General features: G+C 41.5%; 15 protein-coding genes, 1 tRNA gene and 1 other RNA gene. 5 read left to right on the top strand and 12 right to left on the bottom strand.

Features of this window, described 5'->3' with window-relative positions; all coding sequences use genetic code 11:
* Position 1: 1 nt before the first annotated feature.
* Together A7Q09_RS10170 and A7Q09_RS10165 are read left to right on the top strand one after the other, a co-directional pair.
* Positions 2-3,277, top strand: a complete 3,276-nt coding sequence (locus A7Q09_RS10170; RefSeq protein ID WP_134391322.1) for a DUF3854 domain-containing protein — start codon at positions 2-4, stop codon at positions 3,275-3,277.
* Positions 3,274-3,999, top strand: coding sequence for a hypothetical protein (locus A7Q09_RS10165; protein ID WP_134391321.1), 726 nt, complete (start codon positions 3,274-3,276; stop codon positions 3,997-3,999). Before A7Q09_RS10170 ends, A7Q09_RS10165 begins: the two co-directional genes overlap by 4 nt.
* Positions 4,000-5,083: 1,084 nt before the next feature.
* On the opposite strand, the gene A7Q09_RS10155 is transcribed toward A7Q09_RS10165, so the two are convergent.
* The 4 genes from A7Q09_RS10155 to queA all read right to left on the bottom strand — a co-directional run bounded on the left by A7Q09_RS10155 (position 5,084) and on the right by queA (position 8,083).
* Complete coding sequence (locus A7Q09_RS10155) at positions 5,084-5,338, bottom strand: hypothetical protein (RefSeq protein ID WP_208526749.1); 255 nt, start codon at positions 5,336-5,338, stop codon at positions 5,084-5,086.
* A 131-nt stretch (positions 5,339-5,469) separates the two neighbouring features.
* The gene (locus A7Q09_RS10150; protein ID WP_134391318.1) at positions 5,470-6,495 is read right to left on the bottom strand and encodes a hypothetical protein; all 1,026 of its coding nucleotides are present in this window, start codon (positions 6,493-6,495) and stop codon (positions 5,470-5,472) included.
* Positions 6,496-6,884: 389 nt separating this feature from the next.
* A tRNA-Arg gene (locus A7Q09_RS10145) sits at positions 6,885-6,958 on the bottom strand.
* Positions 6,959-7,078: 120 nt separating this feature from the next.
* A complete protein-coding gene (gene queA, locus A7Q09_RS10140) occupies positions 7,079-8,083 on the bottom strand; it encodes a tRNA preQ1(34) S-adenosylmethionine ribosyltransferase-isomerase QueA (RefSeq protein WP_134391317.1) in 1,005 nt (334 codons plus the stop codon).
* Positions 8,084-8,228: 145 nt separating this feature from the next.
* Between queA and A7Q09_RS10135 the strand changes: the two genes are divergently transcribed.
* Positions 8,229-9,059: a GntR family transcriptional regulator gene (locus A7Q09_RS10135; protein WP_134391316.1), complete on the top strand. Its 831-nt coding sequence runs from the start codon at positions 8,229-8,231 to the stop codon at positions 9,057-9,059.
* A 66-nt stretch (positions 9,060-9,125) separates the two neighbouring features.
* On the opposite strand, the gene A7Q09_RS10130 is transcribed toward A7Q09_RS10135, so the two are convergent.
* The gene (locus A7Q09_RS10130; protein WP_134391315.1) at positions 9,126-10,853 is read right to left on the bottom strand and encodes an NADPH-dependent assimilatory sulfite reductase hemoprotein subunit; all 1,728 of its coding nucleotides are present in this window, start codon (positions 10,851-10,853) and stop codon (positions 9,126-9,128) included.
* Positions 10,854-11,219: 366 nt separating this feature from the next.
* Between A7Q09_RS10130 and A7Q09_RS11175 the strand changes: the two genes are divergently transcribed.
* On the top strand, positions 11,220-11,345 hold the full coding sequence (locus A7Q09_RS11175) for a hypothetical protein (protein ID WP_279636295.1): 126 nt from the start codon (positions 11,220-11,222) through the stop codon (positions 11,343-11,345).
* A 5-nt stretch (positions 11,346-11,350) separates the two neighbouring features.
* Here A7Q09_RS11175 and A7Q09_RS10125 read toward each other — a convergent pair whose 3' ends face one another.
* Positions 11,351-11,794, bottom strand: a complete 444-nt coding sequence (locus tag A7Q09_RS10125; RefSeq protein ID WP_134391314.1) for a universal stress protein — start codon at positions 11,792-11,794, stop codon at positions 11,351-11,353.
* A gap of 78 nt (positions 11,795-11,872) precedes the next feature.
* On the opposite strand from A7Q09_RS10125, the gene A7Q09_RS10120 reads away from it, so the two are divergent.
* On the top strand, positions 11,873-12,454 hold the full coding sequence (locus A7Q09_RS10120; RefSeq protein ID WP_134391313.1) for a thioredoxin family protein: 582 nt from the start codon (positions 11,873-11,875) through the stop codon (positions 12,452-12,454).
* A gap of 40 nt (positions 12,455-12,494) precedes the next feature.
* Here A7Q09_RS10120 and A7Q09_RS10115 read toward each other — a convergent pair whose 3' ends face one another.
* From A7Q09_RS10115 to A7Q09_RS10090, 6 genes are all read right to left on the bottom strand, one after another.
* On the bottom strand, positions 12,495-12,827 hold the full coding sequence (locus A7Q09_RS10115) for a hypothetical protein (protein WP_134391312.1): 333 nt from the start codon (positions 12,825-12,827) through the stop codon (positions 12,495-12,497).
* A gap of 91 nt (positions 12,828-12,918) precedes the next feature.
* Complete coding sequence (gene recR, locus A7Q09_RS10110; protein WP_134391311.1) at positions 12,919-13,518, bottom strand: recombination mediator RecR; 600 nt, start codon at positions 13,516-13,518, stop codon at positions 12,919-12,921.
* 18 nt (positions 13,519-13,536) lie between these two features.
* Positions 13,537-13,845 (bottom strand): YbaB/EbfC family nucleoid-associated protein, encoded by a 309-nt coding sequence (locus tag A7Q09_RS10105; protein WP_134391310.1) that lies wholly within the window; start codon positions 13,843-13,845, stop codon positions 13,537-13,539.
* Complete coding sequence (dnaX, locus tag A7Q09_RS10100; RefSeq protein ID WP_134391309.1) at positions 13,842-15,620, bottom strand: DNA polymerase III subunit gamma/tau; 1,779 nt, start codon at positions 15,618-15,620, stop codon at positions 13,842-13,844. Before dnaX ends, A7Q09_RS10105 begins: the two co-directional genes overlap by 4 nt.
* A 7-nt stretch (positions 15,621-15,627) precedes the next feature.
* Positions 15,628-15,722, bottom strand: an RNA gene (gene ffs, locus A7Q09_RS10095) — signal recognition particle sRNA small type.
* A 145-nt stretch (positions 15,723-15,867) separates the two neighbouring features.
* Positions 15,868-16,317 carry a hypothetical protein gene (locus tag A7Q09_RS10090; RefSeq protein WP_134391308.1) on the bottom strand — a complete coding sequence of 150 codons (450 nt, stop codon included), beginning with the start codon at positions 16,315-16,317 and terminating at the stop codon, positions 15,868-15,870.
* Positions 16,318-16,392: the final 75 nt, after the last annotated feature.

Here is a 16,392-nt window from a genome sequence, read left to right as displayed (position 1 = left end):
TATGAACCCTACTGATGATATTAACATAACAAATTCTTTTGAACAAGAAAAGGAAAATTTTTCAACTAGCGAGTATTTCAACCAACGGGGGATTGTAAACGTTCCTGAGGGTTTGGTTGAAGTGATCAAACCTCCTTTTGGGGAGGGGTGTTGGAGTGAAGTTGAAGAAAGGCTTCGGAACCCTGCAGCAGCAGTTACCTTGGAGCAACACCAAAATAACTTAGTCGAACTGGTATGGTTCCGTGGTATAGCTTGGAAGGAGGACAAGTGGCTGGAGCACGTCTTCCTTCTTCGGCCTGTCTGGAAGAGTGATAAAGACCAGGACAAATGGTTTACCTCGTATGAGGAAGAAACAGGACACCCCTCAGGCAAGTTCCTGGCGCAAACAGGCGCATGGCCGCTCTTTCCGATATCTAATAGCTCCCACAGGGAAGAAGGGGGAGTGCTCTACATTGTCGAGGGCCCCGCCAAAGCTTTGGCTGCCGCTCAGGATATGGACTTTGATGCAGACGTCGTAGGGACGAACGGCTGCTGGCTCACAACTTCTAAACTGCAAGATGGGACGCCCTCTTACCAGCACAGATTACAACCGGCACTCGAGCGGTTTCTAGAGGAGGGGAATTATGAGCAGGTGTACTGGGCGCCAGATGGGGATTGGAGAAATAACAGCGATGTCCTGGGCGCTGTTCTTAGGTTCGGATTCTTGATGCTCAAAAAAGGAGTTGAGGTTTTTCTTCTAACCTGGCCAAGTAATTTTAAAGGGTACGACGACTTCTCTAAACACTTGAGGGAAACAATCAACAACCCTGAGGAGCGCAAAAAGGTTCTGCAAGAGAAGCTCCAAAGAATCCCATTTGATCAATGGGTTAAAAACTGGAGCAACGCCAACCCCTCCGAGGACAATTGCGGCATCTTCTTCAAGGCGCTAGCTTCCACTTGCGACACAGACGAAACCTCCCTCAAAGATGCTGTTAAAAAGTGGAAACCCCTGGTGCCGGGTTGTTGGGATTTAAGAGCAAAGAAGCTTGTCAATATTCAACGAGAGCTAATCCAAAAGGCAGAACTGTATTCTAGGCAGGCTAGCGAAAAGAACGGAAAAATCTCTTTATCTACTCTGCTTGGCCTGGAAAAGAAAATTCTAGCTAATGAAATCGAAAAATCCAATCGCCTCTCTTTCATCCAAAACACGAACGGTGATTGGTATATAGATATAAAGAACAGTGAAGGGAAAATTCTAGAAACGATCCCTGTGAACTCTGATGAAGCCGTCAAAGCTATCGTGGGCCTGGCGGATGATCTTAAAATTCCGCCTATAAATGAGGAAAAAGTTCTTACTATACTTGAAAAACGAGCGAAAGATACACAGCGAGGAGAACGTAAATCTAACTTATATGACGGTCAGGTAAAAATACATACGGAGAGGTATTATACTATTTACGAAAACCACGCTCCGATCGCATTCGTGATGGTGGAGAACCCTCAACAGGGGGCCTTCTTGATTGGGGAAGTTGATAAGGAAACTCAGCAGTATAAAATATGGCAGCTTACCTATCACAAACTAATTGAGCGCTTTCCATCTCATCGCTGGGTCCTTCCTAAAGACACCACTCCTTTGCCCAAGATCGAGTTTCCTAATCCTGAAGAGTTGAAAGAAGAAGGACCTTTGCTTCAATTCTATAAAAAAATTTTTCAAGTCGATACCGAAAAGGCCTACATATTTATAGCATCTCACCTTCAAACCTTCCTTGGAGAAGTACCTCGCTATATCCTCTATCTCATTGGACCCCCTGGATCTGGGAAAAGCACGATAGCTAAACAGCTTAAAGCCGCACTTACCGGTGATGATAGCGTTATAAATACTCTAGGGAAAGGTAAAGAAGATCTACCACTTCTATTCAGTCAGCAGGATATAGTTATTTGGGATAATGCCGAACCAAAAAGTATAGATCCTCAAACACATCAACTCTTATGCTCTTCTTCAACAGTAGGGGGGCATTTCCAACGACAGAATTGGACTAATCACGATATAAACAAATATGTACTTCATCCCAATCTTATTATCACAAGCATTTACCAACCCTCTCAACTTATCCAAAACTCCGCTGCAGCTGACCTTGAACGCCGACTTTGGGTTGTAGAATTTCCTGGGAGGGGAGAGGGTGAATATAACATTTCTTCGAGATTTTTAATAGATGATGCTAAAAATCTGCGTCCTCGCCTTTGGGGATGGTGGCTAAAAGCCTTAGGATATATAATGAAACCTTGGCAAGATTTGCCTCCAGAAGAGCGCATAAAGTCTACCTCGCCGGGCGTGTGCTTTGTAGAAATACATCGAGCGATAAGACTTCTAGAAGAAGGAGGATTGTTAGGGAAGCCTGGAACATTTGATGACATCTATAGAAAGAACACCCAGGAAACCTTTGAACAATATATTGAAGAAGATCCACATTTTCATCTTACACTATTTGCAAATGTCTTTAAAGATGAACAGAAAGACGGAAAACTTGGACCGATTGCAGACACAGAACTATCTGAGAAAATGAAAAAGAAAGCCGAGGAGCTTGGGTGGAGCGAAAAGAACATAAAGGAGATAAACTTTTATTCTGTCCGTATTGTCCGGAACAAACTGGAGAAAAATCCAAAGATTGGCATTCGTATTGTCAAATATGGCAAGGACAAGAAGGGGAACCCACTCCGAATTTACGAAAGTACAAATTCAGGATGGATAGCCTCCCTGCTCAATGAAAAAAATGGAGATGAACCACAAATCACACCAGAATCATCACCAATGAATGGTCACCCAAAGGAAGATCTTTCCATCCAAGAACTTTTCCAGCCAGAAGAATCACAAATCACATCAGAGTCCTCAAATGGGCAACCAGATTTCACCCAAGAATTTTCATCACAAATCACACCAGAACAGACAAATGGTAAGCTCTTATCAACAAGACAAAACCCTTCCAATGCAGAAGAAACAGAAATAGAGGATGAGATTATTAAGGATCTTACAGAAATAGAAATGGAGGAGATACAGGAGGGAAAAGACCCACGAGATATTTCGCCAGAGCTCATTAATCAGCTTACTAAAAAAACTCAATACAAATTGTTATTAACATACATAGAAGCCGCCAACCTTCCCCTTAAACAACAAAAAGAAGTTATCAACGCCATACAAAAAGATTTACAAGATCCGGAATGGAGTTATTTCGATTGGGCGAACAAAGTTGTAGACTTGGTGAACAATCTTCGGGAGCAAAAGAAAGAAAAAACAAAATGAAACCCGAATCACCAACAATCCAAGAACTTTTCCTGATCCTTGGTAAAGAAGAAGAGTTACACAACAACTTCACCTCTATAGAATGCGATGTCTTGAACAATAGCATTCAGGGATTAAACCGAGGGACACTTCATATCCGGGACGTTAACAAAGAGATCGCTTCTAAACTCCCTCTACAAGTTCAAGGTATGTTAGTGTATATGCACTTCAAAAGCAGACTTCCCCTCCCACCTCCCCAATGTAGAGAAAAAACTGAGTTTATCTGCAGCAACATTCCAAGTCACACAAAAGACACATGGTCCTGCTTGGTAGAGAAGGCTATAGAAGAAGAATCCTCCTGTAAACATAACTCTATGGTGTTTCAACCATCCCCATCTCAACCAGAGAAAGATCTTTCCATCCAAGAACTTTCCAATGAATTGAAGAGGATTTGGGAGGAGAAAAACCAAGGAAAACGAGAAATCCAGGATGTTGATAAGCTGTCCCCAGAAATTCAAAACCAAATCTTATTAAAATACCTGAAAAACAAACTTCCTCCTGACAAGTACAAAGAAGGAGCTAAGAAAGTCATCAAATATATACAGAAGTATTTCAAGCATTATAAAATCGACCATTCGAGGAGATGGCTATTCTCGGTTGCTTGGGTGAAATCCCTCATAGAAGATTATCCAGCTTGTATGGCTCAACTAGCTTCTTCAGAGTTCCCCACTTCTTCCCCATAAGGCATAGAGGGAATGTCGATGAAAAATCCCCCATTGGAGAAAAAGCTTCAGTGGGGATGAACTCTTTGCCATGATTGATCTTGGAAGGGAAGGGGGGTATTGGATTATGGCATGGCTAACTCTAATCATGCAGGGGCTGGGAATCAAGATCTGGAGCTGGTTCCTGCATAGCCTGCATGAATCCTGCATGAAAAAATCATGTAGGGGCTGGGAATCAAGATCTGGAGCGGGTTTCCTGCATACCCTGCATACCCTGCAAGTTTTGCATACTTTTTCTTTTTTTTTTTTTTATTTTTTTTTTCTTTTTTTTTTTTTTTTTTTTTTTTTTTTTTTTCTTTTTTTTTTTTCAAAATATATAAAACATGCAGGGTATGCAGAAAGTATGCTGAGAAGCCTCTCCAAATCTTGATTTTCGCTTCCTGCATAACGACACCCTATGCAGGCGCATGCAGGAATACCAGAGAAAAGCAAGATATGATCAATAATTAGAGTTCCTGCATGACCTGTTTCCTCTACCCATAAGGAATTACAGACATAGCTATGTGTATGTCCCTGCTATACAAAGACTTATAAACAAGGTGGTGAAAAAACTGGGAAAAAAAACTTAACGACAAATTATCTCTTATCTGGAGCACCGCTTTTATAGAGCGCTGACGCTGATAAACATTTGCACTCTAGGGGTACCTATAGAGGTGAGATTTCTCTACTAATTTAGTAGAGTATTAGGTGTGAGAAAAAAAATTGCTCCAGGACTCTTTCCCTGCGTGAGCAACCTACTGGATCCGGTTATACCGGTATGCACACTACATGCTCAGCAAAAAAGAAAAAAGCCTGGAGCATTCAGAGATCGAGCGCTCCTTGTGCAATTAACCTACTTTACTGGCAAAACGCAAGAACAAATCATCTCTTCTCCATGTCATGACATGTTATTATCTTTCCTTTTTTGTCCTTTCTTTTCTTGTCTTAGATTGTCTTGGATTGGCTGGGATTGGATTGGATTTTTTCTTGTCTTGTCTTGTCTTGTTTTGTTATGTCCTGTCATGATCTGTCTTTGTTTTTCTGTCCCCTATGAGAATTGCCGAAGCTATTCATCATTTTCTGAACCATCGACATTCATCCACACATCAGAATCTTCCACATTTTCATCACCAAAATATGAGCTCATCCATGCATTCCCATTGTTTATCCACACAGGTTCACTCCCGACGTGTCCGAATGTCATAGTGCTCCCATAGGTAGAATCATATAGCCAGACGTTCTCCCTGCCCACATATCCCATTGTGATTGGACCGATTCTGTTGAGCCAGATGTTTTGGCCATCAGCCTGGCCGAATGTCATTGTTCCCACTTGGTTCAGAAACATCCCACTAGCATATGTGGTGGAACACATGACGCACAGAAGAATTGACAGCATTAGTTTTTTCATATGATCAATGATAACTTCATTCCCTTGAAAAGCACAAGAACAAATCATCTCTTATCTGCCCCAGCCTGTCTTGTCTTGTTATGTCCTGTCATGGCCTTGCTTAGGGCTGCAGCCATAGCAAGCCACTGCTTTATTGTGCCCTGGGAGGGCGTCTGAGGCTCAGGTTGCCTATCCGGAGAAGACGGACGAGGCTTCACTACCGACAACTTTCCGTCTTTAAAGTTGTAAAAGATCCAGTTCTTTGAAGCATCCAACGTTCCCACAAACTCATCTTCGTCATCATCCACGAGAATAACTGTGTAGCAGTGGCCCGGACGCGGAGCTGTTACAGAACTGCAGCAAACGCTTCGTTCCCCTCTCTTGTCTGCGAGAAGCGTTTTTGTGTTAATAGTACCTGCCGGTAGATTGGTCATCCTGTGTACTACGAGGATGATTTCGTCGTCCGATTCCGCTGTTATGCTTGCAATGAACAATTTCGATATACTGGTGCAAATGTACTCCTTTTGGAGTCCTTTTACCTTGTCTTCTCTCGGAAAGAATTGGATTCTATACTGAATATCAGAATCACCACCCTCCACGATGGCCCTGTATCTTACACCAGAGACGGCCCCGTGCCAAATCCGGGCATCCCTCCAGTCAACGTCCTTAAAACGGATGTTTCTTTCAGACTCTCCGGCGTGGAGAACCAAGCTACCCCCAGTCCACGAGCGTTGATTAATATGCTGGAGGGCAGAAACATTGAATTCATCGGTAACTTTAGTACGCAGATCCTGGTAGCAATTGTAATGGTAAAGAAGAATTTGCCTCCAATTAGGGAGGCCCTCCCAATAGGACAACGCCTGTTTTGCCCAATCGGCATCCTCGACGTCCTTAACTTGCATTGGTTCCCCCTGCGGTACGCCGAGACCCTGTAGGATCTTCCGCTTTTCCGCGAAGTATTCGTCTTCGCCCCAAGCCGAAAGTAAGGGCAAGAAGGCAAAAAGAAGCGCTAGCGTTTTAAGCAATCCATTTCGGATGTGCATGTTTTCCCTTTGTTTTTTGCACCCCCCATTCTCCTTCTCCTCGTTCAATGTTGAGGTGGCCAAGAGGAAGCGGCTCGCTGTTGATCGGGAGCATCTTTTATCTCGCTATTCTGGGAAAAAAAAAGGTCTTGTGGCAAGAAAATTTTTTAAAAAAAACAAGACATGGTGCGCCTTTCAAAAGGCGAAAAAGCCTACGGTTTTCGGCCATTTTTGTATCGTCTGCCTAATGCAGATCAAGAATGGGCGAGGAAAACTCTGTCTGGATTGGGTGCACTTTGCCCATCCAATCTTCATTCTAAGTGTCGTAAATTTTTCGTTAACTTCGTTGCGCATTTATGCACACATATGCTAATGTAAATGCAATGCCTTCCAGAGGAAAAATCCTGTGTATCCATATAAAATGCCGGGAATGGGCTTGTCACCAGAGGAAAATTTCCCGGTCCCGGGGAGATTCGAACTCCCGACCCGCGCTTTAGGAAAGCGCTGCTCTATCCTTCTGAGCTACGGGACCACTCTCTAAAATGGAAACTGCTTTTAAAAACGATTATGAATTGTCCTCTAGCATAGAACAATTGTTCGGTGATGGCTATTTTTTTCTATTTTCTTTAGAAAGGAAAACTGTTTCATTCTTTTAAAGAATCAGCATAGCATCGCCATAGCTATAAAACCTATAGCCTTTTTTGATTGCTTCTTCATAGGCTGCTTTAAGAAGATCGGTCCCTGCAAAGGCACAGGTTAAAAGAAACAAGCTAGATTTTGGTAAATGAAAATTGGTGATTAAAGCCCCTGTCCGTTGGAATTGGAAGGGTGGAAAAATAAAAAGATCAGTCCATCCCTCTTGAGGTTCTAGGTTTTTTATCGTTTCTAAAACACGCACTACAGTGGTGCCAATGGCAACAATTCGTTGCCCCTCTTTATACATTTTTTTTAGGTTGGCATTGATGATAAAATATTCTGGTTCTAATTTCGCTGTCTTTAGCTGTTCAGAGGTAAGGGGACGAAAAGTGCCAGGACCAATATGAAGAGTAATAAAAGCGGTTTTAAACTTGCTCAGTAACCCCTTTGAAAAATGGAGTCCAGCTGTGGGCGCCGCAATCGATCCAGGGCATTGGGCAAAGACGGTCTGATAGTATTCCATATCCTGCTGTTCTATTTCGGGTCTGTTATTCTTTCTTCTCAACTTTCGGATATAAGGAGGAAGGGGAGGAAGTCCAAGGCTTTCAAGATTGGGTTCTTTATCAAATTCCAGAATATAATAGCCACCGGAAAGTTTAGAAACGATTTTTGCCTCAAGCTCACAATAGCCATCTTTTTGCGACTTTTTTAGCCAAACGATTAAACCATTCTTTAGATGTTTGGAGGGGGAGGCCATGACTTTCCATTGGTAGGGGGTTAGAGCCTCTACAAAAAGAAAGGTTGTCTTTTCATCCATTGATTTGAAAAAAGCGGGCAATACCTTCGAATTATTCAAGACCAGGAGGTCTTCTTTTGAAAGAAATTGGGGAAGATCAGAAAATTGGCAGTGATAAAAACGACCAGTTTTTCTGTCGACTACCATTAGTTTGCAATGATCCCTTTGAGGCGTTGGATCAAGGGCAATCAGTTCCTTGGGTAATGAAAATGAATACTCTTCCATTGCTTTAGTATATCAGTGAGACAAAATGAAAAAGGTTGAAAAAAAGGTGTTTTTATATAATGTTATTAGTTGATATTTCAATTGATCAAGTTTAGGAGATTATTCTTGTATAGTTTTCAAATATAGTATATCTATAGAGAAATAAATGCAATCAAGTATTTCTCGCTATCAACGGTTACCACGACATGAGGTAGTTAGCCAGTGGATTAGAAACGAAATTGATTCTGGTCGTCTGGGGATTGGGGCGCAGCTACCTTCGGAGAAAGAGCTTCAAAAGACCTTTAACATAAGCCGTATTACGGTCAGAAGGGCGCTTCAAACTTTGGAATCAGAGGGGTTGATTTATCGAAAACAAGGGCTTGGGTCTTTTGTTGCAGATTTTAGGTTACGTCATGGATTGGTCAGACTGACTGATTTTTCTGAGGATATTTCGAGCGCTGGTATTGAGCCTTCATCCAAAGTGTTATTTTATGCCCAAGAAAATGCTTCAAAGGATGTTGCCAAAGAGTTAGGTATTGAAGAACGGAGTGTTTGCGTTCGGCTTGATCGGTTACGGCTTGGTAATGGAAAACCTATCGCTTTTGATAGAACCTGGCTTCCTCTTTATTATGCCCGGCTTTTGGATGGTCGGGATTTAGAAAGAGAAACTATATATCAGATATTACAACGTGAATACAAGATTCCTGTAATCCGTGGTCGATATTTGATTGAAGCTGTGAATGCGGATAGCGAACTGGCAAGCTATTTAGAAATAAAAGAAAACCAGGCTGTTCTAGCGATTCATCGGACTTCCTTTACCGTTTCAGATCAACCCATTTATTTCCAGAAACGATTTTACCGGTGTGATCGCGTGATTTACGAACTGGAGTTAGAAAGAGATCCTTTTAAAAATTTTCATATTCCTTCGGCATTGCCTCTACGCCAATTTTCTCCGTTGTTCGTACAACCAATTAAAAATGGGCAGAGCCATAGCTAAGTGAGTGATGCTGATCTCTATGTGAGAGTCAGCTTCCTTGCAGGAAGTAAATCCTAAGAAGTTTTTTTAGGAAATATTTTTTGTTTGTAAAGAAGACATTTCCATGTGGAAGTTTTGGGGAAAAGATTGCTCGCAATTAGGGTTAATCCTCTGCCAGTATTGACTGAATGATTCTTCGTGTCTTCTGTTACGAACGAAATCCTCCAGATATTCACGGACTACCGCTGGGATGTCGTTGATATCAACCACTCTTTTCTGTAGACTGGCTAGTCTATCCCCTGCGGTAGATCCACCTACAAAAAGGGCATAGCGGTTGGGAGCCCTTCCCACAAAAGATATATCAGCATTATAGGGCCGAGAACAACCGTTGGGACAACCACTCATCCGGAAAAGAATTTCTTCTTTTTCTAATCCTAGTTCTTTTAGAATATCTTCTAGCTGATCCATGATTTTGGAAAAGACTCTTTCACTTTCTGCAAGGGCTAGCCCGCATGTTGGAAGAGCAACGCAGGCATGTGCCAGATTCCTAGCTGCAGTCTTAGTAGAGAGGGGGAAAATACGATTTTCTAAAAGAATCTTTCCTATTTTTTCTTTTTTCTCCTCGTCAATATCGCATAGAAGAATATTGGCATTAGGTGTCAGACGGATAGAGGGTTGATAATCTTCTATAATAGAGCGGAGGATACTTCGTAAGGGAAGGGAAGGAAAATCAGCTATTCGTCCATTTTCTATTCTGATTCCAAGAAAGTACTTCCCATCGCCTTGAGGATGCCATCCTAGGTTATCCGATACGGTGGTAAATGAAAAATGTTTTGGGGCTTCTGGAGAAAAAGAAAGCCGCTGGACTACCTCTAAACGGAACCAATCGATGCCTTTTTCATCAATGAGATATTTCAGTCTTGCTCTTTTGCGATCTTCCCTATTACCAAAATCTCGATGCATTGTAACAATAGCAATGGCTGTTTCCGTAAGCTTTTCTTTTGGAATATAAAACAAAGGAACAGCTAGTTTAGGGTAAGTCTTAACAACGCCATGAGTCATCCCATGACTGCCACCAACCAAAACGGTAAACCCCTCTATTGTAGTGCCTGAAACATGGGCAACGAAGCCAAGGTCCTGTGAATAAATATCGACATCATTTCTTGGAGGAATAGCAAAGCCGATTTTAAATTTCCGAGGCAGATACACCTTCCCATAGATCGGTTCTTCCTCCACTGAACTTTCTTGCGCCGATACATATTCCACTGGAATGTTATTAATCCAAATTTCAGCATAGGCTTTGCTTTTCGAAAGAAAAGTATTGCTGATAGAAAGGGCAAGTTTTTGAAGTTCATCATGCGGGCCATCTTTTATAGGAGAAGGCGGAGCCACTACATTCCTGACGATATCCCCGCAGGCACCCCAGGTATGGATGCCAGAGGCAATGATGGAAGAAATGCAGCGATGGAGCCCTCCAAAAACAACCCCATGGAGTTGAATGCCTTGCCTAGTCGTAATCCGAAGGGTTCCATTACCAACCGAATCGCTCAGTTTGTCTAAAGAAAGGTATTGAGAGGCTGTCAAAGCTCCTCCAGGACATTTGGTTCGAACCATAAAAATCCAGGCTTTATCTAGTCCAAGCTTTTTTCGTTCATTCCTTAGATCCCTGTCATCTTGTTGGTAGCAACCGTGAAATTTAAGAATCTGGTAATCTTCTTCGGAAAAATGCGTTGCTGAAGCCTTTTTTAGTGTTTCTAAAATCGCCCCACGAAGATTCCGACTCTTTTCCTTAATGGACTCTACGGGTGATGGCATAATTATATATCTCTATAGATATAATAGGAAAATATACTGTTTTTTAAAAAATGAAAGAAAAAAAAGATATTTTACTTTATAAAACTAATTTTTTGTCTAACGCCTTTTGGGGATTCCAATGAGAAGAAAAAGGGCTTGAACAGTTTCAATTTAAGTGGCTTTTTTTCACAAAGATATATATTTTGAGGATGTATCGCAAGTTAGTCAGCATTGGACCTGTCCGGACTGTGGAACCCCTCAGGACTGGTGAATGCGGCTAGCAATCTTCTGGCAGATGGATTGGCCGCTATAAGCGCTCTACGGCGAGAGCCGACCGGATGTGAAGCCTGTGGAGAGGAGGGCTCTGGCTCGAGCCGTAAGAACCGAGTGAAACCAGCATCTATGAAGCAGGAAGTCCGCTTTGAGCCTGTGTTAGTAGAAATGAGTAAGTTTGAGGGAATGGTTGAGAGGGCTTTCGATGTAGCTTGTAAGGATGAAGGATCTGGAGTTTAATCTTATTATTCAGCAGGAGGATGGCGCGCGATCAAGACAGAACATCTTGCCTCCTCGCTAACACGTGCCGCTGTACTTCCTAAGGCCCTGCCCAAAGCACCTGAATAACCACTATGTCCAAGGACAATCAGATCATAGCCATTTTCATTTGCGCAGTTAACAATTTCTAATGCAGGATGACCATATTTTTTGTAAAATTCCCTTACTTTTATTCCCCATTTATTTTCCGCTTCTTGGATGTCTTTTCTTATTTCCGAAAAAAATGACTTCTCTCCTTTTTCTTCTTCTTCGTGTTCAATCACAAGACTAATGGCATAGTAAGGAATTGGAGGAACAACCCAAATAACACCTAATTGACATCCCAAAGTTTTGGCTAAACAAAAACCTTCATCGATAGCCATTTTCCCACCTTTGGACCTGTCGTAGGCAAGTAGTATTTTTGTATACATATCCTTTTTTCTTTTCTCCTTTTTATTTTTATTTGACTTTTATTGGTTAAAAAAGAAAATTGGGAAAAAAATTTTGTTATGGCTGTTAGCTCTCTTATGCTGCCTTTGGGAACAAAGGCTCCTGAATTTTCTTTACCAGATGCAGTAAGCGGAAAAATCTTTTCTTTATCTGATTTTGATAGTTTCCCAGCCTTATTAGTGATGTTTATATGTAACCACTGCCCTTATGTAAAACATATCCAGCATCATTTGGCGCAAACGATTGCTAAATATCAAAAAGAGGGATTGGCAGCGGTGGCAATTAATTCTAACGATGTGTCAAGGTATCCCGATGATAGTCCAGAGAAGATGAAAGAAGTAGCTCTTCAAGTAGGCTACACTTTTCCTTATCTTTTCGATGAAACTCAGAAAACGGCAAAAGCGTATAAAGCAGTCTGTACACCAGATTTTTTCCTTTTCGATAAGGAGAGGAAATTAGTTTATAGGGGGCGCTACGACGATAGTAGACCAAATAGTGGAGTGGCTGTTACTGGTGCAGATCTCTCAAAAGCCATTGAAGCTACCCTTAAAGGAGAACCAGTCGATCCTGATCAAAAACCCAGTATTGGCTGCAGTCTTAAATGGAAAATTGGAAATGAACCTCCGTGGTGGAATTTCTAATACTTTCTAGTACGCATACTTCCACTCAAGCTTCTTTTATTTAAAGGGTCTTTCCTTTATGTGTGAGGTTGTTTCGATTTTTTTTCTTTTCCTGCAGTGCTTTTCCTTTTATTTCTGCAAAAGAAATTTTTGGCTTTTTATTGACTGATTGGGTCTGAACCACAGGATCTTTCTTTTTTGAATCAACAGTTTTGAGAGACTGAATGTACACTTTTCCTTTGGGAATTCTCACTATTTTGTTTTTTTCCATGTTCTCTGCACCGTGAGGATTGAGAATAGTAATTCGCACTCCTTTGGATGTCCCCATCATAAGGGCATAGGATAGATGAGGAAGAAGAAGAAAGCTCAAAAAAAAGAATGTTACAAATTTCATCCTATAAGGAAAATCTTAATAGAGAAAAAAAATTTTGGAAAGCAACAAATAGTAGGCAATCTCCACTAATAAAATATTTTTTGAGAAGGATTTAAAGTTCTCTTCTTCCTGATAAGGCATAACTTAAGGTAACGCTGTCTGCGTATTCAAGTCCGCTACCAGCAGGAAGTCCCATAGCCAGGGAGGAGACCTTAATGGCTCTCTTCTTCAAAATCTGACTAACGAATAAAGCTGTTGCTTCGGCTTCCGCATCTGTTCCAAAAGCTAGAATGACTTCTCTAGGTTTTTCTTTGTCTATCCTCTGAATGAGATGGGCGATAGGAAGGTCTTCAGGGGTATGCCCTTCTAAGGGGGAGATTTTTTTGCCTAACACATGGTAAACTCCGCGAAAGGCTCCTGTTCTTTCTATTTTTAAAACATCGACAGGATGAATGACAACGCAATAATATAGAAGATCCCTGGATGGATCCTGGCAGATTTGGCAAAGAGGCTCTTCACTATAAAAACCGCATCGAGAACAGAGTGTGATTTTTGTTTCGAGCTCCTTTAAAGAAGCAACAAGCCTTTGTTTTGTTCCTTTATTTTCTTCTAGAAGATAAAGGATAATTCTTTCAGCTGAGCGTGGACCAACAGCAGGCAACTCCTTTAAGGCTTCAATAAGGTTTCGAATTACAGGAGGAAAGTCGATCATCTCTTTTAGTTCTTGGTCTTAGAACATCCCAGGAATGCCCAAGCCACTCCCTAACTTTTGAAATTGTGCTTGAGAAGCTTCTTTGGCCTTTTCTTGAGCAGCCTGAACAGCGACAACGATGAGATCTTCGATCATTTCACTATCTTTCGTTTCTAACAGGCTAGGATCGATGGCAATTTTGACCAGAACCCCTTCGCCATTGACGGTTGCTTTGACTTTGGACCCTCCACTTTCTCCTTCAAAACTCAGAGAGGCCAATTGTTCCTGAATTTTTTTTGCTTCTTCCTGCAGCTTTTGGGCTTGTTTCACTATCTTATTAATATTCACGGTCCCTCTTCTTTATTTCGTTTTTCTATTCTCAGGATCTTCCCTTTAAAAAGCTCTAAGGCTTCTTTTATTAAAGGATCATTTTTGAGACTTGATTCGTCAATCGAGAAATTATCTGTCTGTTTTTTTTCTTCATGGGTATTATTGGCATAGCCCTTATTTTTGTTTTTGGAAGATGATTCAGATTTGGTCAGTGCTGTTGTAGCTTTGATATGAAGTGGGAGAAAAACAAGTTTTTTATCAAACACTTTTTTGACTTCCAGATTAAGTGATGGGTAAAAAGGAGCAATCCGCTTTACGAATTCAGTTGGTTCCATAGAATGGTTGATCCTGAGCTCTTCGGCGCCAAGTTCGTAAAAGTGAAGATGCTTTGCAATCTCCTTGAATGCCGGATTAGATGTGGAGAATGATTCGACAACAAAAGCCCATTTTTGGGCGAATGAATCACTAGATGGAAGGGGTTCTCTAGGATCTTCTTTTTTATCCGCTACAGAAATTAAAGAGGTATTATCGGCTTGGCTTTTTGCACTTTCTGAAGCCTTTTCTTTAGGTAAAGAGGAGATAGCTTCGAAGGAGGTCTCTTCAATCGGTTTGTCTTCTTTTTTGGCAGAAGGCAAGGGGAAGATCTTTTCTTCGGAGAGGTTCCCTTCGCTTCGAGACAATCTGGCTAAGAGTTCTTCTAGCTCTACTTTTTCTTTTAGCTGGGAGAGTTCGAGGATGGCAATTTCAAAAAGGACTTCTTTATGGAGTGCATAACGCAGCTTGTTTTCCCAACTGTCCATCGCTTCAAGAAGATCGATTACCAAGGAAAGAGAAAGATGGTTTGATGCTTCTCTAATCAATTCTAACTCCTCAGCGTCAAGCTGGCCTTTAAGAGTCGTAATCGAAGCCTTAAAAAGAGCGACGTGATGTAAAAGATTACGGAATTCACGAGCCAACAATATTGGATCTTTGCCAGATTCCAAAAGCATATGCACTTTTTTCAATGCTTCTAGAGACTGCCCACTAGCTATATCCCTAAGTATTCCACACAATGGCTCCAATCCAACGATGCCAAACATTTCCTGAACAGAAGCGAGGTCAATTCGTTCTCCATAAAAACTTATAAGCTGATCTAAAGCTACTTCTGCATCGCGTAGTGCTCCTTCGCTGATATCAGCAATGATTTCAAGAGCTTTGCGATCGGCATCGATATGTTCATAGGAACAGATTTTTTGGAGATGATCGGCTATAAGCTTTCGGGGAATACGTTTAAAATGAAAGCGCTGGCATCGAGAAATAACCGTTGTGGGGATTTTATGGGGTTCGGTTGTTGCGAAAATAAATTTTACATGCTGTGGTGGCTCTTCTAGAATCTTTAAAAGGGCATTGAAGGCCGCTTGAGTCAGCATATGCACTTCGTCTATGATATATATTTTATAGCGTGATTGAACAGGCAGTGTTTTAGCCGCTTCCCGCAGATCTCTTACCTGCTCAACCCCGTTATTGGAAGCCCCATCAATTTCAATGCAATCAAAGGATCTACCCGCATCAATGTCGAGGCAAATCGGGTCATTGGGATCGAAATCAGCGTTTGGTCCATCTGTACAATTCAGTGATTTAGCAAGGATTCTTGCAAGGGTGGTTTTCCCAGTGCCTCTCGGCCCAGAAAAAAGATAAGCATGAGCGACTCGTTGTAGTCGAATCGCATTTTTCAATGTCCTAACCACATGATCCTGGCCAACGACTTCTGAAAAAACTTTAGGCCGGTATTTTCTACTAAAAACTTGGTACATGCATCCAAAAGGCCAAGGACAGTAACAGATAAGGTCAAGTTACCGTTGCTTCCTTTCGGACCTGGCGGGGTTAGCCTGCCTGTATCTTTACTGTCCTTGGTAAATAAATAGTAATCGAACTTTCTCTTCGTGTAAAAGAACAAAATACAAATAAAAAAAATAGTAGCTATAAGGACAATCCAAGACTCCGTTAAAAGAATGAGGGAGTCTAAAGAACTCGTTTTTTCAATTCTTCTCTCCTCTACCTTTATGGCTCTTTTTCAGGAGCTGGAGTTTGAGGCTGACTGGCTGGAGCCTGAGGCTGAGCTTGTTGTTCTAGATTATTTTCTAGACTTTCAGCTTTCTGTTTTGCTTCTTTTTCAATAGCGTCTGCCTCTTTTTTTACTTCCTGCTGTATAGCCTGTTCGGGAGCAGGAGCTTTTGTTTGTTCTTGTTCTCCAGGCTTAGAAGAAGCTGCTGGACTACTTTCTTCCTTCTGCTTTGGTGCAGAAAACTCTGGAGAAGGCAGTGCTGGCTCCTGAGAAGAGGATTCTTGTGAGGCGGTGGCTTCTTCCTTTTTTTTCTCGGGGTTTGCATCTCCGCTTTTAGGAGAAGGGTTGCAGCCGATTAAAAAAGAAAACAATAGGAAGGGAAAGAAGAGTTTTTTCCAGTTTGAAATATAACCATAACATTTCGAATAATTTTTCAATTTATGCATGTGAAAACCTATTTTCGGGTTAAATTTGGCATACATTAAACAAAACTTGTTATTAAGATGTCAACTCAAGAGGAA

It is taken from the genome of Methylacidiphilum sp. Yel (genome assembly GCF_004421185.1).
Classification (GTDB): Bacteria; Verrucomicrobiota; Verrucomicrobiia; order Methylacidiphilales; family Methylacidiphilaceae; genus Methylacidiphilum.
This window is presented reverse-complemented; position numbering and strand designations above follow the sequence as displayed.